At 63.1% G+C, this 26,288-nt stretch carries 21 protein-coding genes, 1 tRNA gene and 1 pseudogene; 5 read left to right on the top strand and 18 right to left on the bottom strand.

The genetic code is table 11. The features are described 5' to 3' along the window. Positions 1 to 53: 53 nt before the first annotated feature. A complete protein-coding gene (locus KU43P_RS21825) occupies positions 54 to 806 on the top strand; it encodes a hypothetical protein (RefSeq protein ID WP_317659552.1) in 753 nt (250 codons plus the stop codon). On the opposite strand, the pseudogene KU43P_RS21820 reads toward KU43P_RS21825, so the two are convergent. The 5 genes and pseudogenes from KU43P_RS21820 to bglX form a co-directional block, all read right to left on the bottom strand. Continuing rightward, positions 785 to 1,925: pseudogene (locus tag KU43P_RS21820) on the bottom strand (Fic family protein). The gene KU43P_RS21825 and the pseudogene KU43P_RS21820 sit on opposite strands and share 22 nt — an antisense overlap. A gap of 123 nt (positions 1,926 to 2,048) precedes the next feature. Next, on the bottom strand, positions 2,049 to 3,368 hold the full coding sequence (locus KU43P_RS21815; protein WP_317659551.1) for an MFS transporter: 1,320 nt from the start codon (positions 3,366 to 3,368) through the stop codon (positions 2,049 to 2,051). Between the two features lie 232 nt (positions 3,369 to 3,600). Then, positions 3,601 to 4,935 carry a sigma-54-dependent transcriptional regulator gene (locus KU43P_RS21810; RefSeq protein WP_317659550.1) on the bottom strand — a complete coding sequence of 445 codons (1,335 nt, stop codon included), beginning with the start codon at positions 4,933 to 4,935 and terminating at the stop codon, positions 3,601 to 3,603. Further along, on the bottom strand, positions 4,929 to 6,686 hold the full coding sequence (locus KU43P_RS21805; RefSeq protein WP_317659548.1) for an ATP-binding protein: 1,758 nt from the start codon (positions 6,684 to 6,686) through the stop codon (positions 4,929 to 4,931). Before KU43P_RS21805 ends, KU43P_RS21810 begins: the two co-directional genes overlap by 7 nt. A gap of 62 nt (positions 6,687 to 6,748) precedes the next feature. Next, positions 6,749 to 9,040, bottom strand: a complete 2,292-nt coding sequence (gene bglX, locus KU43P_RS21800; protein ID WP_317659547.1) for a beta-glucosidase BglX — start codon at positions 9,038 to 9,040, stop codon at positions 6,749 to 6,751. A 181-nt stretch (positions 9,041 to 9,221) separates the two neighbouring features. On the opposite strand from bglX, the gene KU43P_RS21795 reads away from it, so the two are divergent. Then, entirely contained in the window at positions 9,222 to 9,839 is a 618-nt protein-coding gene (locus KU43P_RS21795; protein ID WP_317659546.1) for a TPM domain-containing protein, read from the top strand. 74 nt (positions 9,840 to 9,913) lie between these two features. After that, positions 9,914 to 11,140, top strand: a complete 1,227-nt coding sequence (locus tag KU43P_RS21790; RefSeq protein ID WP_317659544.1) for a class I SAM-dependent methyltransferase — start codon at positions 9,914 to 9,916, stop codon at positions 11,138 to 11,140. A gap of 182 nt (positions 11,141 to 11,322) precedes the next feature. Here KU43P_RS21790 and KU43P_RS21785 read toward each other — a convergent pair whose 3' ends face one another. From KU43P_RS21785 to KU43P_RS21755, 7 genes are all read right to left on the bottom strand, one after another. After that, positions 11,323 to 12,333, bottom strand: a complete 1,011-nt coding sequence (locus KU43P_RS21785) for a DUF4917 family protein (protein WP_317659542.1) — start codon at positions 12,331 to 12,333, stop codon at positions 11,323 to 11,325. A 76-nt stretch (positions 12,334 to 12,409) separates the two neighbouring features. Further along, on the bottom strand, positions 12,410 to 14,110 hold the full coding sequence (locus KU43P_RS21780) for a SulP family inorganic anion transporter (RefSeq protein WP_317659541.1): 1,701 nt from the start codon (positions 14,108 to 14,110) through the stop codon (positions 12,410 to 12,412). 154 nt (positions 14,111 to 14,264) lie between these two features. Then, positions 14,265 to 14,338, bottom strand: a tRNA-Gly gene (locus KU43P_RS21775). A 108-nt stretch (positions 14,339 to 14,446) separates the two neighbouring features. Next, positions 14,447 to 15,334: an alpha/beta fold hydrolase gene (locus tag KU43P_RS21770; protein ID WP_317659540.1), complete on the bottom strand. Its 888-nt coding sequence runs from the start codon at positions 15,332 to 15,334 to the stop codon at positions 14,447 to 14,449. Between the two features lie 347 nt (positions 15,335 to 15,681). Continuing rightward, on the bottom strand, positions 15,682 to 16,374 hold the full coding sequence (locus KU43P_RS21765; RefSeq protein ID WP_317659539.1) for a pseudouridine synthase: 693 nt from the start codon (positions 16,372 to 16,374) through the stop codon (positions 15,682 to 15,684). Positions 16,375 to 16,409: 35 nt separating this feature from the next. After that, positions 16,410 to 16,658: a cysteine-rich CWC family protein gene (locus KU43P_RS21760; RefSeq protein ID WP_317659537.1), complete on the bottom strand. Its 249-nt coding sequence runs from the start codon at positions 16,656 to 16,658 to the stop codon at positions 16,410 to 16,412. Then, positions 16,651 to 18,141 (bottom strand): sensor domain-containing diguanylate cyclase, encoded by a 1,491-nt coding sequence (locus KU43P_RS21755; RefSeq protein ID WP_317659536.1) that lies wholly within the window; start codon positions 18,139 to 18,141, stop codon positions 16,651 to 16,653. Before KU43P_RS21755 ends, KU43P_RS21760 begins: the two co-directional genes overlap by 8 nt. Before the next feature lie 211 nt (positions 18,142 to 18,352). Here KU43P_RS21755 and KU43P_RS21750 point away from each other — a divergent pair, with 211 nt between their 5' ends. After that, complete coding sequence (locus KU43P_RS21750; protein ID WP_317659534.1) at positions 18,353 to 18,814, top strand: hypothetical protein; 462 nt, start codon at positions 18,353 to 18,355, stop codon at positions 18,812 to 18,814. 27 nt (positions 18,815 to 18,841) lie between these two features. Here the strand turns inward: KU43P_RS21750 and KU43P_RS21745 are convergent, their stop codons facing one another. Next, complete coding sequence (locus KU43P_RS21745; RefSeq protein WP_317659532.1) at positions 18,842 to 19,948, bottom strand: enoyl-CoA hydratase/isomerase family protein; 1,107 nt, start codon at positions 19,946 to 19,948, stop codon at positions 18,842 to 18,844. Between the two features lie 126 nt (positions 19,949 to 20,074). On the opposite strand from KU43P_RS21745, the gene ung reads away from it, so the two are divergent. After that, entirely contained in the window at positions 20,075 to 20,767 is a 693-nt protein-coding gene (gene ung, locus KU43P_RS21740) for a uracil-DNA glycosylase (RefSeq protein ID WP_317659530.1), read from the top strand. Positions 20,768 to 20,833: 66 nt separating this feature from the next. Here ung and KU43P_RS21735 read toward each other — a convergent pair whose 3' ends face one another. The 5 genes from KU43P_RS21735 to KU43P_RS21715 form a co-directional block, all read right to left on the bottom strand. Then, positions 20,834 to 21,865 carry an AbrB family transcriptional regulator gene (locus KU43P_RS21735; RefSeq protein WP_317659528.1) on the bottom strand — a complete coding sequence of 344 codons (1,032 nt, stop codon included), beginning with the start codon at positions 21,863 to 21,865 and terminating at the stop codon, positions 20,834 to 20,836. Beyond that, on the bottom strand, positions 21,858 to 23,372 hold the full coding sequence (locus tag KU43P_RS21730; RefSeq protein WP_317659526.1) for a tripartite tricarboxylate transporter permease: 1,515 nt from the start codon (positions 23,370 to 23,372) through the stop codon (positions 21,858 to 21,860). The genes KU43P_RS21735 and KU43P_RS21730 overlap by 8 nt, the downstream gene beginning before the upstream one ends. Positions 23,373 to 23,375: 3 nt before the next feature. Continuing rightward, a complete protein-coding gene (locus tag KU43P_RS21725) occupies positions 23,376 to 23,834 on the bottom strand; it encodes a tripartite tricarboxylate transporter TctB family protein (protein ID WP_317659524.1) in 459 nt (152 codons plus the stop codon). A 132-nt stretch (positions 23,835 to 23,966) separates the two neighbouring features. Next, positions 23,967 to 24,947, bottom strand: a complete 981-nt coding sequence (locus tag KU43P_RS21720) for a Bug family tripartite tricarboxylate transporter substrate binding protein (RefSeq protein ID WP_317659522.1) — start codon at positions 24,945 to 24,947, stop codon at positions 23,967 to 23,969. 45 nt (positions 24,948 to 24,992) lie between these two features. Then, positions 24,993 to 26,282 (bottom strand): OprD family porin, encoded by a 1,290-nt coding sequence (locus KU43P_RS21715; protein ID WP_317659520.1) that lies wholly within the window; start codon positions 26,280 to 26,282, stop codon positions 24,993 to 24,995. Positions 26,283 to 26,288: the final 6 nt, after the last annotated feature.

Below are 26,288 nucleotides of genomic sequence, written 5' to 3'. Positions count from 1 at the left end.
TTTTCAGGTACCGCTCATCACCATCGCCGCACCTTTTCCCGGAGCGGCAAACAATGAACAAACTCCCGCAAATCACCCTGGCCTTCTGGGTCATGAAGATCTGCGCAACCACCCTGGGCGAGACGGCCGGCGACCTGCTGTCGATGACCCTGAACGTTGGCTATGCCGTCAGCTCGATGCTGCTGATCAGCGTGTTCCTGCTGACCTTGCTCGGCCAGCTCTACTCGCGCCGCTACCACCCGATGCTCTACTGGCTGGTGATCCTCTCCACGAGCACCGCCGGCACCACCATGTCCGACTTCATGGACCGCACCCTGGGCCTGGGTTATGCAGCGGGTTCGGCCATCCTCATTGGCATCCTCTTACTGACCTTCCTGGTCTGGCGCCTGAGCGGCAACCCGCTGGACGTCACCCGCATCAAGACGCGCACGGGTGAGCTGTTCTACTGGGTGGCGATCCTGTTCTCCAACACCCTGGGTACGGCGCTGGGCGACTACCTGGCCGATGATTCGGGCCTGGGCTTTGCCGGTGGCGCCCTGCTGATCGGCAGCGCCATCGCACTGGTGGTAGTGGCTCGTTACTGGACACGGATCTCCGGCGTGGTGCTGTTCTGGGTGGCCTTCGTGCTGACCCGCCCGTTCGGTGCAACCCTCGGCGACGTCCTGACCAAGCCGCACGAGAAAGGCGGCCTGGATTTCGGCACCATCGGCTCTTCCGCCGTACTGGGTGGGGTGCTGCTGGTGCTGGTGCTGATGGCAAGCTGGTACCAGCGCCGTGAGCCGCGTCAGGCGTTGGAGATGTCCTGAGCGTTGACCTGGTAGCGCGTACTGCGCCCGCCACCGGGTAGCCGAACTAGGCAGCCCTTGTCCAAGAGGTCTGTCAGGTGACGGGTTGCGGTGGCCTTGGATACCTTGGCCACTGCCTGATATTGCGTTGCATTTATGCCGTCCTCGAAACCACGAGGGTCACCATCTAGTAGCTGGTTGAGTACCCTGATCTGTTCGGGTAAAAGCCCATCCGCCCGGTGGGCATTCCAGAACCTGGCTTTGACCAGTACCCGGTCGATACGCAGCAGTGCCTGTTCGAGGCTGCGTAGCAGCGTTTCGAGGAACCAGGTCAGCCATTGGGTGATGTCCAGATCGGCCTTTTGGCTGCTTTCTAGAATCCGATAATCACCTGCTCGGTCTTCGAGAATGCTCGCGGACATGGCGTAGAAACGAATGGCCTGGCGTTCACCTTGGGCGAGCGCGAGGTCAGTCAAAGCACGTGTCAGGCGACCATTGCCATCGTCGAACGGGTGCAATGTGACGAACCAGAAGTGGGCGATGCCTGCCCGCAGCAGTGGGTCGAGGTCTGCTGCATACTGGCTGTCTGCAAACCATTCGAGAAAGCTGTCGAGTTGACCTTCTAGTCCGGCACGGGGTGGCGCCTGGGAATGTACGGTTGGTTGGTCTAGGCGGCCAGAAATAACCTGCATCGGGGCTTGATCGCGCAGTTGCCCAACCAGAATCGGTTTCGCCAGCAGATCGCTGTGCTCTGGAAACAACCATTGACGCCAGGTGAACAGGCGCTGCAATGTCAGTGGTTGCCCATAGCCTTGCGTTGCATCCAACATCAGCTCCGCGAGCCCTTCGCTGCGGGGCACTGGTAGGGCCTTGCTCGTGCATGCCCAATCGTCGTGCCAGAGAGGAACGTACAGAGCTGGCATTTAGTTGTTCACCTTCAATCGCGGATGAGGTGATGATGTTCTGCAGCAAAGTGTCGAGCATGTTCTCACACTCGCTGAGCTCATCGAACGCGCCCATCCTGCCAAGCAGGCGCCCTTGTGCCTCCACGCAATTGCGAAGCAAGCCCCCGAGTTGGTCGTTTTGCCAGTGGAAATGGGGCCATTCGGGTTGCTGCCAGATCCAGTAAGGAAGGTTCACGATCGCCTCCAGTTGTTTCATGAGCCGAATAGAATGGTTATTCGGCTCACGCGAGAGCGACAAGCATAAAAAAGGGGCGTCCATTTTAATTGGATGCCCCTTTTCCAAACTGCGAAATTACTGTCAGTCAGTGGTAATCCGCGAATGCTGCTTGGTGTCCTTCATGGTTGCGTACACCAGCAGCGAGCAGGCGATGCACGCCGTCACGTACCAGTAGAAACCGCTTTCCATGCCCGCGCTCTTGAACCACAGGGCCACATATTCGGCAGTGCCGCCGAAGATCGAGACGGTCAGCGCATACGGCAGGCCGACGCCCAGGGCGCGGATCTCGGTAGGGAACAGCTCGGCCTTCACCACTGCGTTGATCGAGGTGTAGCCGCTGACGATGATCAGCGCGGCCATGATCAGGAAGAACGCGCCCCACCAGGTCTGGATGGTGTGCAGGGTGCTGAGGATCGGTACGGTGAACAAAGTCCCGAGTACGCCGAAGGCGATCAGGATCGGGCGTCGGCCGATCTTGTCCGACAGGCCGCCGATGATCGGCTGCAGGCACATGAACAGGAACAGCGTGGCCGCCGAGATGGTGGTCGAATCGCTGATGCTCATGCCCACGGTATTGACCAGGTACTTCTGCATGTAGGTGGTGTAGGTGTAGAAGGCCAGGGTGCCGCCCATCGTCAGGCCAACTACGGTCATCAGCTCCTTGGGGTGGCGCATCAGGGTGCGCATCAGGCTTTCCTTGGCCTTTTCCTTCTTGGTGAACGAGGCGGTTTCTTCCATGCCGCGGCGCAGGTACAGGGCAACCACCGCGCACAGTGCGCCGATCACGAAAGGTACACGCCAGCCCCAGGCATACAGCTGCTCGGTGGTCAGGGTCTGCTGCAGCACGATCAGCACCGCCAGGGCGATGAGCTGGCCGGAAATCAGGGTCACGTACTGGAAGCTGGAGAAGAAGCCACGGCGATCCTTGCTGGCCATTTCGCTGAGGTAGGTGGCCGAGGTGCCGTATTCGCCACCCACCGACAGGCCTTGCATCAGGCGGGCGATGACCAGCAGTACGGGAGCGGCGACGCCGATGGTTTCATAGCCCGGGGTCAGGGCGATGACCAGCGAGCCTGCGCACATCAGCAGTACCGAGGCCATCAGCGCGGCCTTGCGGCCCTTGCGGTCGGCGTACAGGCCCATCAGCCAGCCACCGATCGGGCGCATGAGGAAGCCCACGGCGAAGATCGCGGCGGTGTTGAGCAATTGTGCGGTGGAGTCGCCGGCCGGGAAGAAGGCCTTGGCGAAGTACAGCGAGAATGCGGCGTAGACGTACCAGTCGTACCATTCGACCATGTTGCCGATCGAACCACTGAAAATCGACTTGAGGCGGCTGGCGGTAGATTTTTCTGCGGCGGGCGCGATGGCCGCCCCGGCTGGCAGGGAGGTGGCGTTATCCATCAGGGATACCTTCTCGTTGTTTTTGTGGAGCGCGCCTGGGCGCAGCTTGAGAAGGGTTTTGCACGAGGTGTGCCAAATGAGTGCGCAGCGATCCATTCGAGGGCATGAGCCCAGGGATCACGCGCCCTCTGTAGGAACAGCCTTGCCGCAATGGGCTGCACCGCAGCCTGACAAATAGCGGTGCATGAGCGGATTCTTGCTTATCAGTCCTACCTGATAGGCGGATTTCCGCTTATTCGCGGAGAACAAAGTCCTCCCGCACCAATCCATGGCGCTGCATCTTTTCGTTCAACGTCCGCCTTGGCAACTGCAGGGCTTCCATCACGCCCTTGATCTCGCCCTTGTGCATGCGCAACGCCGCCCGCAGGCATTGTGCCTCGAATGCCTCCATCTGCTCGGCCAATGACTGGCCGGCAGGCGCGTCTTCAAGGTTGGGCGAGCCCAGGCCCAATGCATGCCGCTCCGCCGCATTGGCCAGCTCTCTCACGTTGCCCGGCCAGTCGTGCGACAGCAACTGGGTCAGTTGCGTGGCCGCCAGGGGCGGGGCGCTGCGACCCAGCTTTTGCGCCGCGGCCCGGGCGAAATGCTCGAACAGCAACGGAATGTCCTCCCGCCGTTCGCGCAATGGCGCCAAGCGCAGTTCCGCCACGTTGAGGCGATATGCCAGGTCTTCGCGAAAACGCCCGGCGCGAGCCTCTTCGAGCAGGTCGGGTTTGGTCGCGGCGATGATCCGCAGGTCGACGCTGATACTCTGGTTGGCCCCCAGCCGTTCCAGCTTCTGCTCCTGGATCACCCGCAGCAACTTGGCCTGCTGGGCCAGCGGCATGCTTTCGATTTCGTCAAGAAACACCGTGCCACCGTTGGCGTATTCCAGCTTGCCGATGCGCTTGCCTTGTGCGCCGGTGAACGCACCGCTCTCGTGACCGAACAGCTCGGCCTCGAACAGCGACTCGGGGATCGCGGCACAGTTGAGCGCGACGAAAGGCTTGTCGGCCCGCGGGCCGAAATCGTGCAGACAGCGGGCTACCCGCTCCTTGCCGCTGCCGGTTTCGCCCCGGATCAGCACATTGACCGGCAGGTTGGCCAGATCCAGTACCTGTCGGCGTAACTGTTGCAGGCCCTGAGACATGCCCAGCAGGGTGGTTTCAAGGCGCGACTTGAGGTCGGCCTGTTCATGCAGGCGGCGGTTCTCCAGCACGAGCTGGCGTTTCTCCAGTGCCCGGCGCAGGCTGCCCAGCAGGTGTTGCGGGGTGAAGGGTTTTTCCAGGAAGTCGTAGGCGCCGTTGCGCATGGCTTCCACAGCCATCGGCACGTCGCCATGGCCGGTCAGCAGGATTACTGGCAGGTCCGGGTCATCGGCCTGCAGGCGCTCGAGCAACTGCAGGCCACCCATGCCTGGCATGCGTACATCGCTGATGATCACGCCCGGATAGTGCCGCGGCAGGTGTGTCAGGCACTCCTCGGCGCGGGCGTACAGTTGCACGCTGAAGCCGGACAGGCTCAGCCACTGTTCGACGGCGCTGCGGATGCTCGCCTCATCATCGACGACGATCACCGAATTCAACATACAGGCTCCAGGTCGCGGGGCAGGGTAAGGCTCAGGCGGGCGCCACCGGGCAGGTTCTCGGCCTGTAGCTGGCCGCCAGCCTCGATGATGATGCCATAGGAAATGGCCAGGCCCAGGCCGAGCCCTTCGCCGACCGGTTTGGTGGTGAAGAATGGGTCGAAGACCTTGGCCAGGTCGGCGTCGGCGATACCGCCGCCCGAGTCGAGCACGCTCAGGCGCCATTGCGTATTGTCGGGCTCGATGCGGATTTCCAGGCGCTTGTAGCGTTTGTCGGCCATGGCGTCGAGGGCATTGCGCAGCAGGTTGATCAGCACTTGCTCCAGGCGGATTGCATCGCCCCGCACCCAGGCTGGGCGCGCCAGGTACAACGCCACTTCGACCTCTTCGGCACGGATGCGGGTGTCGAGCAATTGCAAAGCCTGATCGACCACGTTGGCCAGGTCCAGGCGCTCGCGCAAGCCGCCTGGGCTGTTGCGGGCGAAGGTCTTCAGGTGGCCGGTCAGCGCGGCCATGCGCGTGAGCATCTGCTCCAGGGGTTCCAGGGCCTTGCGCGCTTCTTCATGGCGGCCATGGTCGAGCAGCAGGCGCAGGGTTTCCAGTTGCATGCGCTGGGTGGTCAGGGGCTGGTTGATCTCGTGGGCCATGGCCGCCGACATCTGCCCGAGGGCGGCCAGCTTGGCCGACTGCACCAGGCCCTCCTGAGCGGTGCGCAGCTCGCGGGTACGCTCCTCGACCTGACGCTTGAGTTCATCACGGCTGCGCTGGCGCAGGCGGGCCAGGCGCCAGCGCTGGCTGACGAACAGCCCAGCGAACACCAGGCTCAGCCAGACGGCGGCGGCGCCCAGCGCGGCGTTGCGGCCATCTGCGGCCACCTGCGGTTTACGCAGCAGGTGCAGGGTCCAGCCTTCACCCGCCAGCGGCAGGCTTTCCCACAGGTATTCGGCGGGCCCGTCGGGGCCTTGTACGCGGCTGAGCTGGCTGTTATTGGCGAACCGGGTCAGTACCTGGTGCTGCAGCGGCACCAGCGGTTGCTTGTCGTACTGACGGGTTTCAGCCAGTTCGGCACGGTCGGCGCCACTGAGCGGTTGCAGTTCGCGATAGCGCCAACCGTCCTGGTTGGCGATGAAGGTGATGCCGCGTGCGTCGCTGACCAGCAGGATATCGCTGCCCTGACGCCACTCGCGTTCGAGCTCGGGGAATTCGAGTTTCACCACCATGGCGCCGAGGAAGCGCCCATGCTCGTCGTTGACCGCGCTGGCGAGAAAGTAACCCGGTACGCCACTGGTCACCCCGACTGCATAGAAGCGGCCACTGCCCTGGCTGCGGGTTTGCTTGAAGTAAGGGCGAAAGCCGTAGTTGGAGCCCACGTAGGAGGTCGGCAGGCGCCAGTTGCTGGCGGCCACTGCCAGCCCGGTGCGGTCGAGCAATTCGAGGGTCGAGGAGTTGGCGGCGCCGTTGATGCGTTCGAGCTTGCGGTTGAGGGCGTCCTGTATCGGTTCGCCGACCGGGCCGCGCAAGGCTTCGATCAGCTCCGGGTCCAGCGCCAGCACTGCGGGCAGTGCACGGTAGCGGTCGATCAGGGTGTGCAGCGAATTGGCATACAGCCCCAATTGCTGGCTGGCTCGGCGAGCATCGTCTTCCATGGCCTGGCGCTTGGCCTGGTGCATGGCCCAGCCGGCGCTGAGCGCGGTACCGGCCAGGATCAGCAGGGTGATCAGCCCCAGACGCAGGGCGCGAACGGTGAAGGGCATGGGACTGGTCCGGATGGTCAGGGAGGGGCCATGCTGGCCCCTTATCGCGGGTAAACCCGCTCCTACAACAGTTCGAAACTCTGTTGCTGCACGGCCTCGGAATCCAACCCGACCTGGACATTGAACTCACCAGGCTCGGCCACGTGCTGCAGTCGGCCATTGTAGAACTTCAGGTCATCTTCGCTAATGCGGAAGGTCAAGGTCCGCGACTCACCGGCCTTGAGCATCAGCTTCTGGAAGTTCTTCAGTTCTTTGACCGGGCGGCTCATGGATGCCGACACATCCTGCAGGTACAGCTGCACCACGGTTTCGCCGTCGACCTTGCCGGTGTTTTTCACCGTTACCTTGGCTTGCAGGCTGTCACCCTGCTTGAGCGTGTTGTTCGACAGGCTCAGCCCGGACAGCTCGAAGGTGCTGTAGCTCAAGCCGTAACCGAACGGATACAGCGGGCCATTGGGCTCTTCGAAATACTGCGAGGTGTAGTTGCCCGGCTTGCCCGGCGTGTAGGGGCGGCCGATGCGCGTATGGTTGTAGTGCATCGGGATCTGCCCGACAGAGCGTGGGAAGGTGATGGCCAGCTTGGCCGACGGGTTGTAGTCGCCGAACAGCACGTCGGCGATGGCGTTGCCGCCTTCGGTGCCGGAGAACCAGGTTTCGAGGATGGCGTCGGCTTGCTCGCGTTCCCAGCCGATCGACAGCGGACGGCCGTTCATCAACACCAACACCAGCGGCTTGCCGGTGGCTTTCAGGGCCTTGATCAGTTCGCGCTGACTGGCCGGAATCTCCAGCGTGGTGCGGCTCGACGATTCGTGGGACATGCCGCGGGACTCACCAACCACCGCCACCACCACATCGGACTGCTGGGCGGCTTTGACTGCCTCGTCGATCAGCACGGCGGCCGGGCGTGGGTCGTCGACGATTTCCGGGGCGTCGAAGTTGAGGTAGTTCAGGTAGTCGAGGATCGCCTTGTCGCCAGTGACGTTGGAGCCTTTGGCATACACCAGCTTCGCCTTGCCCTCGACGGCGCGGCGCAGGCCTTCGCGCACGGTCACCGAGTGCATCGGTTTGCCGTCGCCGGCCCAGCTGCCCATCATGTCGATCGGCGCATCGGCCAGTGGGCCGACCAGGGCGATGGTGCCGGCTTTTTTCAGTGGCAGGGTCTGCTTGTTGTTTTCCAGCAGCACCAGGCTGCGACGGGCCACGTCGCGAGCGGTTTCGCGGTGCAGGCGGTCGTCGCTGTAGTAGTCCTTCAGGTCGGTTTCGGCTTTGCCGATCCGCACGTAGGGATCCTTGAACAGGCCCATGTCGTACTTGGCGCCAAGCACTTCACGTACGGCCTGATCCAGTTCGCGCTGGGTCACTTCGCCGGACTTCAGCAGCCCGGGCAGTTCCTGGCCGTACAGGGTATCGTTCATGCTCATGTCGATGCCGGCCTTGATCGCCAGCTTGGCCGCCTCACGGCCATCACGGGCGACGCCATGGCGGATCAGTTCTTGGATGGCACCGTGGTCGCTGATGGTCACGCCCTTGAAGCCCCACTCCTTGCGCAGCAGGTCGTTCATCAGCCAGGTGTTGGAGGTGGCCGGCACGCCGTTGATCGAGTTCAGCGCCACCATCACGCCGCCGGCACCTGCGTCGAGCGCGGCGCGGTAGGGCGGCAGGTAGTCGTTGTACATCTTCGGCAGGCTCATATCGACCGTGTTGTAGTCGCGCCCGCCCTCCACCGCGCCGTACAGGGCGAAGTGCTTGACGATGGCCATGATGCTGTCGGAATTGGCCGGGCTGCTGCCCTGGAAGGAGCGGACCATCACCTGGCCGATCTTCGAGGTGAGGTAGGTGTCTTCACCGAAGCCCTCGCTGGTGCGGCCCCAGCGGGGGTCGCGGGCGATGTCGACCATCGGTGCGAAGGTCATGTCCAGGGCGTCGGCGGATGCCTCGATGGCAGAAGTTCGGCCGACCTTGGCGATGGCGTCCATGTCCCAGCTGGAAGCCAGGCCCAGGCCGATTGGGAAAATCGTGCGTTCGCCGTGGATGGTGTCGTAGGCGAAGAACATCGGGATTTTGAGCCGGCTGCGCATGGCAGCGTCTTGCATCGGACGGTTTTCAGGGGCGGTACGCGAGTTGAAGGTGCCGCCGATACGGCCGGCGGCGATTTCTTCGCGGATCTTGTCGCGTGGCATTTCCGGGCTGATGCTGATCAGGCGCAGTTGGCCGATCTTTTCGGCTTCGGTCATCTGGCTGATCAAGTGTTCGATGAATGCCTGCTTGTCCTGCAGGGGCGGGGCGGTGGGGGCGGCGAGGGCCGCCTGACTGGCAAGGCCCATGGCCAGGCCCAGCATAGACAGTTTCATCATGAATTCCGTTGTCGAGGCCTGTGCCGTATCCACGAAGATACGCGCGCGGCCGAAGTTTTCAGGCGGCTGTTGTTGTACGATTTATCAACTCCAGCGGCGGATTATGCCTGAATATGCCCCCCGCAGAGGAACACCCGAATGCCGGGACAACAACTATAAGAAGGCTGACGAGACCGAAGGCATGACCCCTCTTGATGAATACGAACAGCGCCAGGTCGCCGAGGCCATCGCCCGCGTCGAACGGCGCACCGACGCCCAGCTGGTGACCGTGCTGGCGCGGCGTGCCGATGACTACGCCTATCTGCCTTTGTTCTGGGCCGCAGTGCTGGCACTGGCGGTCCCGGGGCTGGCGCAGTGGCTGCTCGGTTGGCCCGGTGTACGTGGGCTGCTGGTGGCCAATGTGCTGCTGTTCATCGCCCTGTGCCTGCTGCTGCGCAGCCCGCGCCTGGCTGTTTGGCTGATCCCCGCCGCATTGCGCCGTTGGCGCGCTTCGAGCCTGGCGCGGCAACAGTTTCGCGAACAGAACCTGCAGGGCACGACCGCAGCCACCGGGGTGATGATTTTCGTCGCCGAGGCGGAGCGGCATGTGGAAATCATCGTCGACCAGGGCATCGACCGTCATTTCGATGCCCAGGCGCGGGCAGAGATCGTTGCGCGCCTTGCCGAGCAGGTGCGCCAAGGGCGGACCTTGCAGGGTTTTGTCGAGTGCATCGAGGCGTGCGGCGAGTTGTTGTGCCAGCACGTGCCGCGCACCCACGCGCGTAATGAACTGCCCAACCGTCTGGTGATTCTCGACTGAACCGGGGGCTGCAGGGGTGTAGAATGCCCGGCACTGCGTAACGCGCCCCCTGTTATCCGAGGCACCTGTTTTCCATGTCCGCCAGTACTTCCGCTTCCCCAGCGCCGGATGCGCGCGCCCAGTTCCTCGACCTGCTCAACGCTGCCCTGCACGGTAATACGCTGGTCAAGCTGGTGCTGGCGCGCCATGTCGGCGCCGACCAGACCTTGCAGCGCATCATCGGCAAACCCTTGCTGGTGAAAGGGCAGGCCAGCCTGTCGCTGGTCTATCGCCACCAGACCCGTGACATCACCCGCAACCTGCCCGTGGACCAGGCCCTGATGCTGGTCGCCGAGCTGCTGCCGGAAAGCTTTCGCAATGCCCACCTGTTCGACGCCGATGGCGAAGTGCAGCTGACCTTCAGCAAGAAGGGCAAACCGATGATTCAGCGCCATGGTGCGCAGGCACCACGCGAGAGTGCTGCCACTGCCGTTCATGATCGGGAGAAGAAGCGCTACCTGGAGCTGTCGCGGCCGTTCCTGCGCGACCTCGGCGTGACTGATGCGCAGGGGGCGTTGATCCCGTCGATGTCGCGCAAGTGGAAGCAGATCAACAAGTTCATCGAAGTCTTCGACCACGCTTTGGCCAATGCTCCCGTGCCGGCGCACCAGGCGCTTCGGGTGGCCGACTTCGGTTCGGGCAAGGGCTACCTGACTTTCGCCATGCACGACTACCTGCGCAATACCCTGGGCCGCGAGGCGCAGGTGACGGGGGTCGAGCTGCGCCAGGACATGGTCGACCTGTGCAATGCTGCAGCTGCGCGCCTGGAGCATCCGGGCCTGGAGTTCCAGTGCGGCGACGTGCGCAGCGTGGTTCCCGAGGCCATCGAGGTTATGATCGCCCTGCATGCCTGCGACGTCGCCACCGACTACGCCATCCACACCGGCATCCGCTGCAATGCCGCGATCATCATGTGCTCGCCGTGCTGCCACAAGCAGATCCGACCTCAACTCCACAGCCCCGGGCTGCTGCAGCCGATGCTGCAATATGGCCTGCACCTGGGGCAGCAAGCGGAAATGCTCACCGACAGCTTGCGTGCCCTGTATTTGGAAGCCTGTGGCTACGAGACCAAGGTGTTTGAGTTCATCTCGCTGGAGCACACCAACAAGAACAAGATGATTCTTGCGGTGAAGCGCAAGCAGCCGCTGGCACCTGGGGCGTTGCTGGAGAAGATTGCGCAGCTCAAGGCGTTTTATGGGGTGCAGGAGCATTGCTTGGAGACGTTGTTGCGTGAGGATGGGTTGATTCCGAGTAATCCTTGAGGGCACTAGTGAATCGAAGGCTGGCGATTAGTTGATCGAAGATGCAAATCTGGGCGCGCTTCTGGAGCGGCTGGCTGAAGCGGGTAGGAAATGCTGGATCTTGCGCGGGTACCGATGAGTATCAAGGTATCCAATGCCCCATGAACGTGTTTTCGGCAGCTCTCGACCTTTGAGCGTGTGCCTCAGCGACGGCGCTGAGGCACCTCGACGGCCAGCTCTGCTTGCCCAAGTGGATGGGAGCTTGCATCGAAGAAATGCAGCTCCGTCGCCTTCAGATCAGCAAATCGCTCAACAAAATGCCGTTTCTGATTGAGCACCGAAGCTTCGCCCAACGGCCGGATGGCAATCGACAGATGCGCCGGCCGTGCCTGGCGAATGGCCTCGAGCAGGTGCTGATCACTCTTGTCCAGATGCTGCCCGAACAGACATAGACCCTGGCTTTCCTGCGCCAATTGCCCCAGGCACCACCCCAGGTAGTCCGAACTGCGGATCGCCCGCAGCTTTTCTTCGCTGCGGTCTTCATTGACGAACAAAGGCACTTCACCCGGAATGTTCACGGCAAACCCGTCGAGCAGCTCGGCGCTGTCGGCGCTGCGTTGGCGGGTGCTGCCATCAGGCAGCTTGAGCAGGTGCAGTCCGCCGTGCAGGTGCATCACCCGGGTACCCTCGGTACGGGTGCGGCGTACGTCGAAGAAACCCTGCTCGTCGAACAGGTGCGCGAAACCTTGCGCAGCGTGCTGCATGGCCCAGGGCAGGATCAGGTCATAGTTGCTGGTGTAGATGCTGCGGTAACCACGCAGGGCCTGGTTGATCGACGCCAGCGTAGCAGCGGGCATCAGCGACCAGGGCAGATGCACAGTGCGTATGGCGTGGATCAAGCCTTCCTTGATCGAGTAGTAGCGGTTCAATGGCGCGGTGGAGTTGATCGCCAGCGCCGCGTTGGCGCGCACGGTATGGTTGAGCGTGCTCAGAACCGGCTCGAACAGCTCCGTGCCCAGTGACTTGAACAAGGCCTGGTCGCTGATCGCCAGGCCTTTCTTGCGTCCGGCCCGCTGTGCCTCTTCGTACAGCGAGAAGTAGCCGAAGGGTTTCCACAATGCACGGCTGGCGCCATTGCCTAGTAGCAAGGCGTCGCAGGGATGGCGCTGGGCGAGAGCCGGCCAGGTGTCGAGGTAGGCGTCGAGTGCAGGCATGTGCGGTCCATTCGGTGGGGCGGGAAACGGGGGCGACTTTAGCATGTCAGCGAGTTGCGCGCGGCTGCCGTCGCCCTTACTCCGCTTCAGGTCCTTTACGACTCCTGTTACGCCACACCCGATACGCCCGGATCCCCGCCCGCACCGAACCGAACAGCAGTTTCTCCTCCATTTCCCGTGCCATCCCGGAGCGCACCAGCATGCGCAGGAAGGTGCCGCGGGCGCGCGCGATGGCGAAGTACACGCCTTGCGCCGCCAGGGTGTCGCGTACCTCGCGCAACGCGGCGATGCCGCTGACGTCGATGTTGCTCACCGCCTCGGCATCGAACAGCACCGCCTTGGGGGCTGCCTGGCTTTGCACGGCTTCGAGCAGGCGCATCTTGAAGTAGTCGGCGTTGAAGAACAGGATGGCGTCGTCGAAGCGATACACCACCAGGCCTGGGACGGTGCGAGCTTCCTTGTGCTTGCGGATGTCTACCTGGCCCTCGGTGCCCGGCAGCCAGCCCAGCACGGCGTCGGTGGGTTGGTAGATGCTGTAGAGCAAGCGCAGGATCGCCAGGGTCACGGCCACCATGATGCCCGGCAGCACGCCCAGCCCGAGTACCCCAACCGTGGTCAGCAGGCACAGCCAGAACTCGAAGCGACTCAGGCGCCGGATGCGCCCCAGTGACTTGATATCGATCAGCCCCCAGCCGGCCATCAGCAGTACTGCTCCCAACGCGGCCTGCGGGATCCACGCCATGGGTGCGGTAAAGAACAGCAGGATCAGGGCGATCACCAGCGCGGCGATGATGCCCACAAGCTGGCTCTTGCCGCCGACCATGTCGTTGACCGCCGTGCGCGAGTCGGCGCCGCTGATGGCAAACCCCTGGGAAATGCCCGCCGCCAGGTTGCTCACGCCGAGGGCGACGAATTCATGGTTGGCATTGATTGCATAACCGTGCCGGGCGGCGAAGCTGCGAGCCGTGAGCATGGCGCTGCAGAAACTGACGGTGGCGATACCCAGGGCGTCACGCAACAGGCTCTTGGTTTCTGCCAGATTGCTCTGTGGCCAGGCCAGTTGCGGGATACCGGCCGGCACCGGGCCGAGGATGGCAACACCCAGGCGGTCCAGGCCCAGCAGGCCCACAAGCGCGGTGAAGACGGCGACGGTGACCAACGCCGCCGGCAGTCGCGGGTAGCGGCGTGGCAGCCAGATCAGCAGGGCCAGCCCGGCCACGCCGATGGCCAAGGTCAGCCAGTGAATTTCAACCAGGCGCTGCACGAAGTTGATCAGGCTGAGGATGAAACCGTCACCCTCGATCTTGAACCCCACCACCTTGGACATCTGCCCGGCGATCAGGCTCAGGCCGATACCGTTGAGGTAGCCGATCAGGATCGGCCGTGAGAAGAAGCTGGCAATGAAGCCGGCACGGGCCAACCCGGCGGCAATCAGCATCACCCCCACCAGCACGGTGACGATCACCGCCAGTTCGGCGGTTCGCTGGGGGTCGCCCAGGGCCAGCGGTGCCACGGCACCGGCGATCATCGCGCAAGTCGCGGCATCCGGGCCGACCATCAGTTGCCGTGAGCTGCCCACCAGGGCATAGATCATCATCGGCAGTACGCAGGCATACAGGCCGTACTGGGGCGGCAGGCCGACGATCTGTGCGTAGGCGATGGCGATGGGGATCTGGATGGCAGCGACCGACAAGCCGGCCTGCAGGTCGGCATGGAACCACTCGCGGCGGTAGTGCAGCAGGTTGGCGAGGCCCGGAAGCCAGCGAGACAGAAACATGCGTAGTCCTTTCGAGATGTTTCGCGGATGCATAGAGCATATGCGCCACAAGCCGGGTTGCTGGCAAGTGCAGGAAAGGCAGAAACGAAAAAAGGAGCCAAGGCTCCTTTTGACAGCGATGACGTTGCTGAAACGCCATGCGGGGAATGCGGTGTGGAGCGGGTAGAGGGAATCGAACCCTCGTCGGAAGCTTGGGAAGCTACTGTTCTACCATTAAACTATACCCGCGTCTGCGCTCGACTTTTTACCAGAACCCTCATCGAATTAGAAGCCCGAGTTATAAAAAAGCTGTCGGCGCCCATAGCCTGCGGGTGTGGCTACAGGACGCCGATGCATTCAGATGGCCCATGCATGCTGCCCTTCAGAGGCATAGGCGGTACGCGCGCGGGGTTCGCGCAGGGTCGGTTTGAGGAAACCGAGCAGGGCGCTGCGGGTATCCTCGCAGGCCGTCTTGTTCTCCATGTCGAGGAAGTGGCCAGCATCACGAATCACCGTGAAGTGGCTCTTGTCCACATGCCGGCCAAACTGGCGGGCATCTTCAGCGGTGGTGTACTCGTCACGGTCACCGTTGATGAACAGTACCGGGATGTCGATATTGCGTGCACCTCTGAGCGCTCGCTCCAGGTCATGTTCCAGCACCTGATTGATGTGGTAGTGCATCTGCGCATACTCGTGATTATCCAGGCCGCTCACGTGGCGATAGTTGAAACGCTTGAACAGCGAGGGCAGGTGCTTGCCGATGGTGTCGTTGACCAGGTTGCCGACCTGGTAGCGATCACAGGCGGCGAGATACTGGCAGCCGCGGTCGAGATAGTCGCGCATCGGTTCGTTGATCACCGGCGAGAACGAGCTGACCACCGCTTTCTTCACCCGCCGCGGCTGGTGCGCCAGCGCCAGCAGCGTGCAGGCACCGCCCCAGGAGAACGACATCACGTGATCGGCCTGGAAGTGGTCGATCAGTTCGAGGAGGATGTGGGCCTCGGTCTCCTTGCTGATCATGCGTTCCTGCCGGTTGTGCGGCTTGGACTTGCCCGAGTAGGGCTGGTCGTACAGCACGACGTTGAATTGCGGGTGCAGGTTGCGCACCGTCTGGGCGAACGAGGCCGTGGTGGCCAGCGAACCGTTGATCAGGATGATCGTTTTCTCGGCTGCATCCGCGCGATGGAACTCCGTGTAAACCCGATACTGACCTTGGATATCAAGTACAGCGATTTCTGGCCTCATGTCATCGACTCCTGGCGCAAAAAGGGCATTCGCGTCACCTAGGGTGCACGTTCTATATGACAGGTAGGCATTTGCCTGAAGAAAAAACCGGGGCCCTGTGTCGATCCTTCGTACACGTGTCGACGGTATTGTTTTAGGCGGGCAATTCACCGTGCCCCCAGGCATCAAGGCCTCGGGTAACCGGCAAAAAGGTGTCTTCGACTGCGGGTGTGACTAATGAGTCACGTGCAGACTGACGAGTTAGGATTCAAGCAGCGGGTTGGGGTTCTCGCAAGTGCCGCTGGCGGAAAAATGTGACTTTTGCTGCTGGGCGGTCGTATGACGACTTTGCGCTGACTGCTCCGGCCCTAGACGGTGGCTATCTCATCACGCGTCAACGCCCTGAACGCCCCCGGCGCCAACCCCGGATCCAGCTGGATCGCCCCCATGCTTTCCCGGTGCAAGCCCACCACCTTGTTGTCGAAGTGACCGAACATGCGCTTGACCTGGTGATAACGCCCCTCGACGATCGCCAGCCGCGCCTGGCGTGGCCCGAGGATATTGAGCTGGGCGGGCAGGGTGGTGAGGCCTTCGAAGGCGAAGTAGAAACCCTGGCGAAACTTATCGACGTAGTGCGCGCCGATTTCGTCTTCGGTCTCGACCAGATAGTGCTTGGGCAGCTTGGTCGTCGGCTGGGTCAGGCGCCGCGACCATTGGCCGTCGTTGGTCAGGATCAACAGGCCGGTAGTGTTGTAGTCCAGGCGCCCGGCGATGTGCAGGCCGACGCGCAGCTCGTCGGGCAACAGGTCGAGCACGGTGGGGTGTTGCGGGTCCTGGGTGGCACTCACGCACCCTGCGGGTTTGTGCAGCATCAGGTAGCGCGCCGCGCGGCCCGCCTGGAGCACCTGATCATCCACTTCGATACGGCTGAACTCGCGTACTTCGGCCTGCGGGTCAGTGACCACCTCGGCATCGACCCGCACGCGGCGCTGCACCAGCAGCAGGCGCACTTGCTGGCGGTTGTAGCAGGGCAGGTTGGCGAGGAAACGGTCGAGGCGCATGGTGGCAAGGCAGGTGCGGATCTTGGGCGCGCAGTCTAGCGGTTTTCCGAACTGATCGGGGCTGGCTTCGTCGCACGCTCGCCTTCTTCTGCCAGTTGGTCCAGCACCTGCGCGCAGCGCGGGCACAGGCAGGCCTTGTCGCGCAGTTCGGCAGGCAGGGCCTGGAGCACGGCAGGGTCGATGGTCACGGCATAGCACCAGCAGGCTTGCGTAGCGCTGCGAGGGTCGGCCAGGGCGCACTGGTTGAGGGCGCCACAGGCGGGACAGTGCTGGGGATCATTCATGGTCGGTTCCGGGTGTTTCGCTGCAGACGCGGTTGCGGCCGGCCTGTTTGGCACGATAAAGCGCGTGGTCGGCACGGCTGAGCAGGGCATGCAGGCTGTCGCCCGGCTGCAGGCTGCTGAGGCCGATACTGGTGGTCAGGCGTAGCGGCTTTTCGTCGTAGCTGAACGTCAGTTGCTCGGTGCGTCGGCGGATCTTCTGCGCAACGTCGATAGCTTGCCGACCTTGGGTTTCGCGCAACAGCACGATGAACTCCTCGCCACCCCAGCGGCACAGTATATCCGACTGGCGCAGGCTGCCCTGCAGCACAGTGGCGAATTGGCGCAGCACTTCGTCGCCTGCCAGGTGGCCGTGGGTATCGTTGAGTGCTTTGAAATGGTCCAGGTCGATCAACAGCGCCACCAGTGGCGAGCATTCGCGCTGGGCCTGTTGCAGTGCCTGCGCCGCCAGCAGGTCGAAGCTGCGCCGGTTGGGCAGCCCGGTGAGGCTGTCGAGCGTTGCCAGGGCCTCGGTGCTGGCCTGGTGGCGCCTGAGCATGGCATGCAGCAGGGATAACACCACCAGGGTGATCATCGTGCAGATCGCCAGGTTCAGGTAAAGCGTATGGCGAATGCGATCGAGGCTGCCGGATTCGCGTTTGTCCACCATCAGGTACCAGCCCAGTTCGGGCAATTGGCGCACATTGAGGAAGTGGCTGTGCCCGGCGCTGTCACGGTATTCGTGGCTGCCTTCGCCTGGCACTGGGTGCTGCTCCAGCACATCGGCCAGTTCGACGTTGCCCTGCAGGTTCTGCCCCACTCGCATGCCGTGCGGCCCGCCATCGGAACCGGTGAGCAGGACCTTGCCGTCGGCATCAGTGAAAAATACCGAGCGCTGGTAGCGTCGCTGGTAGTTGTCGATCAGCTTGACCACCGCATCCACGCTCAGGCCAACCCCGGCGGCGCCGATGAAGCGGTGCTGGTAATCCAGCACCCGGTAGTTGATGAACACGGTCAGGCTGTCTTGATTGGCCATGTCGAGGTCAACGTTGATTTCATAGGGTGCCTTGAGCTCGCGCAAACGGAAATACCAGGCATCGCGCCAACTGCCGGGCTCCACCTGCTTGAGCACGCCTTTGGCCTGGTAGTAGGTGAGGGTGTGGTCGGAGACGAAAAACGAGGTGAAGGTGGCCTGCTTGCCCATGACCTCACCCAGATAGCGTGTGATGCGCCGGGTGTCCTGTTCGCCGGCCAGCACCCAATCGCGCAGGAAGGTGTCCTGGGCCATCATCGAGGCGATCAGCACCGGGCGGATCAGGTCCTTCTGGATTTCCGAATACACCGTGTCGGAGGTCAGCGGCAGTTCGGTATTGATGATGCCGTCGCGGATCGCGCTGCGCGAAGCGAAGTAGCTGAGCAGCGAAGTGGCGAGGAAGCCACAGGCCAGCAGCATCAGCAGGGCGAGAATCAGCGAGCGCTGTGAGAACAGGGCAGAGCGTGAAGGCATGATCGTCCCGTGATGTGTGCCGAGGCGCTCATTCTAGTGATATGGCCAAAAAAAGACTGCAGGTTTTTAAGGGTTATCCGACCTGTTACTAATTGTTGCAGAAATGGCACTGCACCTTGGCGCAACGGTCTTATTCAATGTCGATGAACGCTTTTCAGTCGACGCTCGTCAGCGCCGCTGTTCGGGCACCCCTGCGGTCCAGGAGGCCGCCATGTCCTATCGAATGTTGTTGATCGCTTTGCTCGGTTTGATGACTTGCGCCTGTGTGCCCTACTACGAGGGAGGCAGCTATTACCGTTCGGATTACTACACCACCGACCGCTATGTGTCGCCGGGGTATTACCGCTATGACAGTTATTATGTAACGCCGCAGCCACGTTATTACTACCAGCCAGCGCCGCGCTATTACCCGCCAGCGCCGCGTTACTACCATCCGGCGCCTGTGCCTCAATATCGATCGCACCCGCAGCCGGGCGTGAACCAGTGGCATGGCAACCCGCGATATGACTATGGCAACCGCCAACGTTATGACTATGGGCGGGATCGTGACCGCAACGATTACCGCAATGGTAGCCAGCGTTATCAGAATGACCGCTGGCATTCCAATGGTCGGGGTAATCGTGATTCCCAGCCAAATGGCGGCAGGGGTGGTGATCGCAACTGGCAGCGTTGATGTTGAGTGGGGCCGCTGTGCGGCCCCTCAGGCCAGATCTGCCAATGGATGGCGACCTTCCCACACCTTCACGAAATGCGCCTCCACCACCGCTGCCGGCACTTGCGCCACATCCGGCCAGTGCCAGCGGGGCTGGTTGTCCTTGTCCAGCAAGCGGGCGCGCACGCCTTCGCTGAATTCGGGATGACGGCAGCAGTTGAGGCTCATCCCGTATTCCATCTGGAACACCTGCACCAATGACATGTGGCGGGCGCGTCGAATCTGCTCCCACACCAGGTGCGCGGTCAGCGGGCAGCCTTCGTGCAGGCGTCTACCTGCTTCGGCCAGCAGTGGGTCGCTGTGGTGCTTCAGGCCTTGCAGCGCATGCCACGCACCGGCGGGGTCGGCGACATCCAGCAGTTCATCGATCACCTGGCGGCGGGGTAGCCATTGTGCTTCGGGCAGCTCCTCGCTGGCGCGATGCTGCTCGGCCTTGAGCAGGCTGTTGAGCTGCAGCTCGGTCTGCTCCTGCCAGTTCAGTTGCAGCAATTCATCGATCAGTTCCTCCTGCTGGTGCTCGCCAAAAAAACGATCCGCCAAGCCCAGGTCGAGCGCATCGCGGGCATTGAGCGGTGCGCCTGTCAGCCCCAGGAACAGCCCCAGCTTGCCAGGCAGGCGGGCGAGGAACCAACTTGCACCCACGTCGGGGTAGAGGCCGATACTGATCTCCGGCATCGCCAGCCGGCTGCTGGGCGTGACGATGCGGATGTTGGCGCCCTGCAGCAGCCCCATGCCGCCACCCAGCACATGGCCGTGGCCCCAGCACAGCAGCGGCTTGGGGTAGGTGTGCAACAGGTAGTCGAGGCGATACTCGGCGGCAAAGAAGGTGGCGGCCAGCGGTGGCACGCTGCCGGGGTGATCACGGCAGGCCTGGGCCAGCGCCCGCACGTCGCCTCCGGCACAGAATGCCTTGGCGCCGTTGCCACGCAGCAGCACGCAGACCACACCGGGGTCGCGGGCCCACTCATGCAGTTGTTCGCCGAGCACTTCGATCATCGGCAGGTTGAGGGCGTTGAGCGCCTTGGGCGCATCCAGGGTGGCAACGCCGATGCGGGCGCCATCGACGCCGGTGAGTACCTCGCACTGAATGGACATGGACTACCTCGCACAGGTCATCACCCTAGTATGGCCTGCATGGCTGATCATGCCGGTCGTCGGTCGGATCGATTGACAAGGGCGAATGCCTTACCTAGTGTCGCGCCATTGTTTACGGATGGCCCCATGACTGACGACGATCGCATCAAACTCGAACCCGGTTGGAAGGCTGCATTGCGCGCCGAGTTCGACCAGCCTTACATGCACCAGCTACGGGAGTTCCTGCGCCAGGAATACGCGGCGGGCAAAGAGATCTACCCACCGGGGCCGATGATTTTCAATGCGCTCAACTCCACACCGCTGGAGCAGGTGAAAGTGGTGATCCTCGGCCAGGATCCCTATCACGGCCCCGGCCAGGCCCACGGCCTGTGCTTCTCGGTGCAGCCAGGGGTGCCGACGCCACCCTCGCTGGTGAACATCTACAAGGAGCTGCAACGCGACCTGAACATCCCCATCGCCGGCCATGGTTACCTGCAGAGCTGGGCCGAGCAGGGCGTGCTGTTGCTCAACACGACCATGACCGTCGAGCGAGCCAATGCCGCTTCGCATGCCAAGAAAGGCTGGGAGTTCTTCACCGACCGGATTATCCAGGTGGTCAGCGAGCAGTGCCCGAACGTGGTGTTCCTGCTGTGGGGCGCGCATGCCCAGAGCAAGCAGAAGCTGATCGATGGCACCAAGCACCTGGTGCTGAAGTCGGTGCACCCGTCGCCGTTGTCGGCCTATCGAGGATTCCTTGGCTGCGGACATTTCAGCCGGGCCAATGGCTTCCTCGAACAGCGTGGGCTGGCGCCGATCAATTGGGCATTGCCGCCGCTCTAGCGGTGGCCCGATGGCTCCCACAAGTCTGGTGTGGGAGCCGGCTTGCCGGCGATGAAGGCGCCACGATCACTGCCGATCAGCATTCCATACCCTGAACAGCGGCTCCGCCAGAAACAGCACGAACAACAGCCTCATCACCTGCAGCGCCGTTACCAACGGCACGGAAAACTGCAAGGTCTCCGCCGTCAGGCTCATCTCGGCGATGCCCCCGGGCATCATGCCCAAGGTCAGCGAACGCAGATCCAGCCCTGTCATCACGCTCAACCCCCAAGCCGCGCCGCCGGCAATCAGCATGCACAGTGCCGTGGCCACCAGCGTACGCCCCAGGAACGACGGCGCCCGGCGGAAGAACGCGCGGTTGAAATGGCAGGCCAGGCCACTGCCGATCAGCCATTGGCCGATCTGGCTGGCGCCGTTGGGCAGGGCAATCTGCAGGTTGCCCGCCAGGCTCACCGCAGCCGCCACCAGCAAGGGCCCGAACAGCCAGGGGTTAGGCTGTTTCAAGCGTTGCCAGATGAAACCGATCGCCACGCCCAGTGGCACGATCAAGCCGAGCCAGGCCCAGTTGACGGTACCGGTGTGATTCAGCGATACGCCGTCACCGATCAGGAATTTGAACAGCGCCGGCACGCACAGCACCACCGCCAGCACACGCAAGCTCTGCGCCGCCGCCACCTGGCTGAGCACCGCACCGTTGCGTGCCCCCAGGTTGACCATTTCCCCCGAACCGCCAGGCATACTGGCGAAAAACGCCGTTGCCCGGTCTTCACCGGTGCAGCGAAGCAGCCACACGCCGACCACGCTGGACACGGTGGTGAACAGTGCCGCAAAGAAGATCAGCACGAAGTGGCTGGCCACCTGCTCGATCACTGCCGGAGTGAAGTGCAGGCCGATCCCCAGGCCGATGATGCATTGGCCGCATTTGCGGCCATGGGGGATTTCCGACAGCTGCCAGGGTGTCAGGCAGCGCACCAGGATGATCGCCAGCAGCGAGCCGACCATCCACGGCAAAGGCCAGCCGACCTTGCTGGCGAGATACCCGCCCGCAAGGCCGACCAGCCCGGTTGCAACGAACAGCGGCAAAGACCGATCAGGCATCGGCCAGCGCCCGGCGCTGCTGGCTGCGTTTACGCCAGATACGCAGCAGTGGCAGGCCCAGCATGAACACGACCAGTACCCACACGCCCATGCTGATCGGGCTGGACCAGAGAATGCCCAGTTCGCCGTTGGAGATCGACAGCGCGCGGCGCAGGTTCTGCTCCATCAACCCGCCGAGGATGAAACCGAGCAGGATCGGCGACAGCGGGAAGTCCAGCTTGCGCAGGATGTAGCCCATGATGCCGATGCCGACCATCAGGAACAGGTCGAAGGTGGTGGCATGCACGGCGTACACGCCGATCGCGGTGATGATCGCGATCACCGGCACCAGCGCCCAGTTCGGTACGGCGAGGATGCGGGTGAAGATGCGAATCATCGGGATGTTCAGGATCACCAGCATGATGTTGGCGATGAACAGCGAGGCGATCAGGCCCCAGACGATGTCCGGCTGCTGTTCGAACAGCAGCGGGCCGGGGGTGATGTTGTACAGGGTCAGTGCGCCGATCATCACCGCAGTGGTGCCCGAGCCTGGTACGCCCAGGGTCAGCATCGGTACCAGGGCGCCGCAGCAGGAGGCGCCGATGGCGGTTTCCGGGGCGGCCAGGCCGCGGGCGTCGCCCTTGCCGAACTTGCCGCTCTCGCCCGCGATACGCTTCTCGGTCATGTAGGCCACGGCGCTGGCCAGGGTAGCGCCGGCACCTGGCAGCACGCCCATGATGAAGCCGAGCAGGCCGCAGCGCAGGTTGACCAGGAACACCGAGGCGGCTTCCTTGAAGTTGAACAGCATGCGCCCGGTGGCCTTGACCGCCTGGTGGCCATGGTGGGTCTTTTCCAGCAGCAGAAGGATTTCGCTGATGGAGAACAGGCCCAGCACCAGCACCACGAACTGGATACCATCGGCCAGGTGCACGCTGTCACCGGTGAAGCGGTATACGCCGCTGTTGGCATCGATACCGACCGCCGACAGGAACAGGCCGATCAGCGCGGCGATGAAGGTCTTCAGCGGCTTGTCGCCGGCCATGCCGCCGAGGGCGACGATGGCGAACACCATCAGCACGAAGTATTCCGCCGGGCCGAAGGCAATGGCCCATTTCGCCAGCAACGGGGCGAACAGCACCATGCCGCAGGTGGCGATGAGGGCTCCGATGAACGAACTCCAGGCCGACAGCGACAAAGCTACGCCGGCGAGGCCATTACGCGCCATCGGGTAGCCGTCGAGGGTGGTCATCACCGTCGAGGCTTCGCCCGGGATGTTCAGCAGGATCGAGCTGATCCGCCCGCCATATTCACAGCCCAGGTACACCGCGGCCAGCAGGATGAGCGCCGATTCCGGTGGCAGGCCCAAGGCGAAGGCGATCGGGATCAGCAGGGCCACGCCGTTGATCGGGCCCAGGCCCGGCAGCAGGCCGACCACGGTGCCGATCAGAGTGCCCGCGAGGGCGGTGACCAGGTTGTACGGGCTCAGGGCGACGCCGAAGCCCTGGCCCAGGTAGCTCAAGGTATCCATGTGTCAGTTCTCCAGTACGCTCAGCAAACCAAGGGGCAGGGGCACATCCATCACGCGGTCGAACAGCCAGTAGAGGAACAGGCTCATGCCCACCACCACGATGGTGCTGTGCAGCCAGCGGCCGCCGTACAGGCGGGCCATGGGGATGCCGACCAGGCTGGCGCTGAGGATGAACCCGAGGGTCTCGAAGGTGCTGGCGAAGACGATCAGCAGGCCCACGCAGATACCGATCTTGGTCAGGGTTTCGCGGTCCAGTTCGGGCTCATCGTCCTTGCGCACGATCGGTGTCGGGCGGATGGCCAGGTACAGCAGGCCCAGGCCCATCAGGCCGAGCATCAGCAGTGGGTAGGCGCGCGGGCCCACCGGTTCATAGGAAAACGCGGCCTGGTAGGGCCAGGCCATCACGGCCAGGGCGGCGCACACCGCCAGCAGAGCCAGGGCGAAGAGGCGTTGCAGGATCATTGGGGGAATCCTCGTTGGGGCATGTTGTGGCTGCTGGCCTCATCGCCGGCAAGCCGGCTCCCACAGGTACAGCGGTGCTCTCACTGTGGGAGCCGGCTTGCCGGCGATGAGGCCAGTACAGGCAACCCAGGCTTACTGAATCAGGCCAAATTCCTTGGCCAGCGCCTTGTAGTCAGCCACCTGCTTCTTCACATACCCGTCCAGCTCTGCACCGGTCATGGCGAACGGGAACAGCTCGCGCTGGTCACGCAGCTTCGCGAAGTCTTCGGAAGCCAGCATCTTGTCGAACGAGTCTTTCCACCAGGCGTATTCCTCGTCGGTCACTTTCGGCCCAAGGTAGAAACCACGCACCACCGGCCAGACGATGTCGTAACCCTGTTCCTTGGCAGTCGGGATGTCCTTCATCTCCGGCTCGTCCAGGCGGTTTTCCGAGAACACCGCAAGGATGCGCATGTTGCCGCTCTGGATATGCGGCATGGAGTCGGAGATGTCGGTGGAGCCCACCTGGATGTGCCCACCCAGCAGTGCGGTGGCGATTTCGCCGCCGCCTTCCAGGGCCACGTAGCGCAGGTCGCGCGGGTTGATGCCGGCGGCCTTGGCGATCAGCGCGGTCTGCATCCAGTCCTGGCTGCCGACGGTGCCGCCGGAGCCAATCACTACCTTGCTGGGGTCTTTCTTCAAAGCCGCGACCAGGTCGTCGAGGGTCTTGTAGGGCGAATCGCTTTTCACCGCAATGGCACCGTAGCTGGTGCCGACTGCAGCCACCCACTTCACCGCGTTTTCATCGAAGCGGCCGAATTTGCCCTGGGCCAGGTTCAGCAGCGAGCCGCTGGACCAGGCCACCAGGGTGCCGGCATCGGCCGGGCGCTGGGCCACCACGGCGTTGTAGGCCACCGCGCCGACGCCACCTGGCATGTAGGTCACGCGCATCGGTTTGCTGAGGATCTTCTCCTGCACCAGGGCGCTCTGCACCAGCTTGCAGGTCAGGTCGAAACCGCCGCCGGGCGAGGCCGGGGCGATGCATTCGGGACGTTTAGGTTCGGCGGCCAGGGCATTGCCAGCCAACAGCAGGCAACCGGTAGCCAGAACGAGGCGGCGCAGTGAAAAGGTCATCGTCTATCTCCGTGAGCATTGTTGTTATGGGGTACTGCTATTGGCTTACCAGAGGGCCACGCTGTAGCTCACCAGCAGCCGCACTTCGTCGGCATCGCGGGCGAAGTTGGAGCGGAAGGTGGCGTTGCGCAGGCGCACGGCGACGTCTTTCAACGGGCCGCTTTGTACCACGTACTTGAACTCGGTGTTGCGCTCCCACTCCTTGCCCTCGCCACCGGCGGCGCGGCTGACGTTGTCACCGTTGATGTAGCGGGTCATGAAGGTCAGGCCGGGGATGCCCAGGGCGGCGAAGTTGTAGTCGTAGCGCGCCTGCCAGGAGCGTTCGTCGGCGCCGGCGAAGTCGTTGATCTGGACGAAGTTGACCAGGTAGGGGTCGGCGCCGTCGATGTAGGGGAAGGCGCTGTCGCCGGACAACTGCTGCCAGGCGGCGCTGACCTTGTGCCCGCCCAGGCTGTAGCTGAGCATGCCGTTGAAGGTGGTGTTGTCGATACGCCCGGCCTTGGCCGAACCGGCGTCGTCGCTCAGTGCCAGGCGCAGGTCGGCGCCGAAGGTGCCCGGGCCCCAGGGCTGGGTGGCGAGCAGGCCGATGAAGTGCTGGCGGTAGATGTCGTCGAGCTGGGCGAAGTGGTAGCTGCCGGTGATGCGGTCGGTGAACTTGTAGTCCAGGCCGGCCAGGTCCAGGTTGTCGGCCGTGAAGGTGCCACCGAAGCGCCCGTTCTTGTTGTTGAGCGCCAGGTCTTCCCAATTGGTGTCATTGCGGTCCTTGGCCTTGTCCAGGCGCCCGCCGGTGAAGGTCAGGCCCTTGATTTCCTGGGAGGTGAGCAGGCCACCTTCGAAGGTTTGCGGCAGAATGCGCCCGTCGTTCGGCTGCAAGGTCGGCAGTTCAGGGATGAGGGTGCCGATCTTTAGTTCGGTCTTGGACACTTTCACCTTGCCGGTCAGGCCGAGCTTTGAATACTCGTCGGCGGCCTTGCCGTCGTCATGGGTCGGCAGCAGGCCGGTGTCGGTGCGGTCGGGGCTGGAATCCAGCTTGATCCCCAGCATGCCCAGTGCATCCAGGCCGAAGCCGACTGGGCCTTCGGTGTAGCCGGACTCGAAATTGAGCATGAAGCCCTGGGCCCACTCGTCGCGCTTGGATTGCTGCGCGCTGGTGCCGTCGCGAAAGTCGCGGTTGAAGTACATGTTGCGGGTTTCGAAGGTCGCCGTGCTGTCTTCGAAGAAGGCGGCCTGGCTCATCGGGGCGACACCGGCGAGTGCAAGGGCACTGGCGATGGCCGTGGGGCGTGCGGACAGGGAACGGGCAGGTGTGATTGCCTGCGGCTGCAATGACAGCATCGGGAT

The sequence above is a fragment of the Pseudomonas sp. KU43P genome, from assembly GCF_033095865.1.
Taxonomy (GTDB): domain Bacteria; phylum Pseudomonadota; class Gammaproteobacteria; order Pseudomonadales; family Pseudomonadaceae; genus Aquipseudomonas.
This window is presented reverse-complemented; position numbering and strand designations above follow the sequence as displayed.

What these genes read in the sequence shown, in the direction of transcription:
- KU43P_RS21825 (WP_317659552.1), top strand. Translation starts at nt 54, where the DNA reads ATGAACAAACTCCCGCAAATCACCCTGGCCTTCTGGGTCATGAAGATC.
- KU43P_RS21815 (WP_317659551.1), bottom strand. Translation starts at nt 3,368, where the DNA reads ATGGATAACGCCACCTCCCTGCCAGCCGGGGCGGCCATCGCGCCCGCC.
- KU43P_RS21810 (WP_317659550.1), bottom strand. Translation starts at nt 4,935, where the DNA reads ATGTTGAATTCGGTGATCGTCGTCGATGATGAGGCGAGCATCCGCAGC.
- KU43P_RS21805 (WP_317659548.1), bottom strand. Translation starts at nt 6,686, where the DNA reads ATGCCCTTCACCGTTCGCGCCCTGCGTCTGGGGCTGATCACCCTGCTG.
- bglX (WP_317659547.1), bottom strand. Translation starts at nt 9,040, where the DNA reads ATGATGAAACTGTCTATGCTGGGCCTGGCCATGGGCCTTGCCAGTCAG.
- KU43P_RS21795 (WP_317659546.1), top strand. Translation starts at nt 9,222, where the DNA reads ATGACCCCTCTTGATGAATACGAACAGCGCCAGGTCGCCGAGGCCATC.
- KU43P_RS21790 (WP_317659544.1), top strand. Translation starts at nt 9,914, where the DNA reads ATGTCCGCCAGTACTTCCGCTTCCCCAGCGCCGGATGCGCGCGCCCAG.
- KU43P_RS21785 (WP_317659542.1), bottom strand. Translation starts at nt 12,333, where the DNA reads ATGCCTGCACTCGACGCCTACCTCGACACCTGGCCGGCTCTCGCCCAG.
- KU43P_RS21780 (WP_317659541.1), bottom strand. Translation starts at nt 14,110, where the DNA reads ATGTTTCTGTCTCGCTGGCTTCCGGGCCTCGCCAACCTGCTGCACTAC.
- KU43P_RS21770 (WP_317659540.1), bottom strand. Translation starts at nt 15,334, where the DNA reads ATGAGGCCAGAAATCGCTGTACTTGATATCCAAGGTCAGTATCGGGTT.
- KU43P_RS21765 (WP_317659539.1), bottom strand. Translation starts at nt 16,374, where the DNA reads ATGCGCCTCGACCGTTTCCTCGCCAACCTGCCCTGCTACAACCGCCAG.
- KU43P_RS21760 (WP_317659537.1), bottom strand. Translation starts at nt 16,658, where the DNA reads ATGAATGATCCCCAGCACTGTCCCGCCTGTGGCGCCCTCAACCAGTGC.
- KU43P_RS21755 (WP_317659536.1), bottom strand. Translation starts at nt 18,141, where the DNA reads ATGCCTTCACGCTCTGCCCTGTTCTCACAGCGCTCGCTGATTCTCGCC.
- KU43P_RS21750 (WP_317659534.1), top strand. Translation starts at nt 18,353, where the DNA reads ATGTCCTATCGAATGTTGTTGATCGCTTTGCTCGGTTTGATGACTTGC.
- KU43P_RS21745 (WP_317659532.1), bottom strand. Translation starts at nt 19,948, where the DNA reads ATGTCCATTCAGTGCGAGGTACTCACCGGCGTCGATGGCGCCCGCATC.
- ung (WP_317659530.1), top strand. Translation starts at nt 20,075, where the DNA reads ATGACTGACGACGATCGCATCAAACTCGAACCCGGTTGGAAGGCTGCA.
- KU43P_RS21735 (WP_317659528.1), bottom strand. Translation starts at nt 21,865, where the DNA reads ATGCCTGATCGGTCTTTGCCGCTGTTCGTTGCAACCGGGCTGGTCGGC.
- KU43P_RS21730 (WP_317659526.1), bottom strand. Translation starts at nt 23,372, where the DNA reads ATGGATACCTTGAGCTACCTGGGCCAGGGCTTCGGCGTCGCCCTGAGC.
- KU43P_RS21725 (WP_317659524.1), bottom strand. Translation starts at nt 23,834, where the DNA reads ATGATCCTGCAACGCCTCTTCGCCCTGGCTCTGCTGGCGGTGTGCGCC.
- KU43P_RS21720 (WP_317659522.1), bottom strand. Translation starts at nt 24,947, where the DNA reads ATGACCTTTTCACTGCGCCGCCTCGTTCTGGCTACCGGTTGCCTGCTG.
- KU43P_RS21715 (WP_317659520.1), bottom strand. Translation starts at nt 26,282, where the DNA reads ATGCTGTCATTGCAGCCGCAGGCAATCACACCTGCCCGTTCCCTGTCC.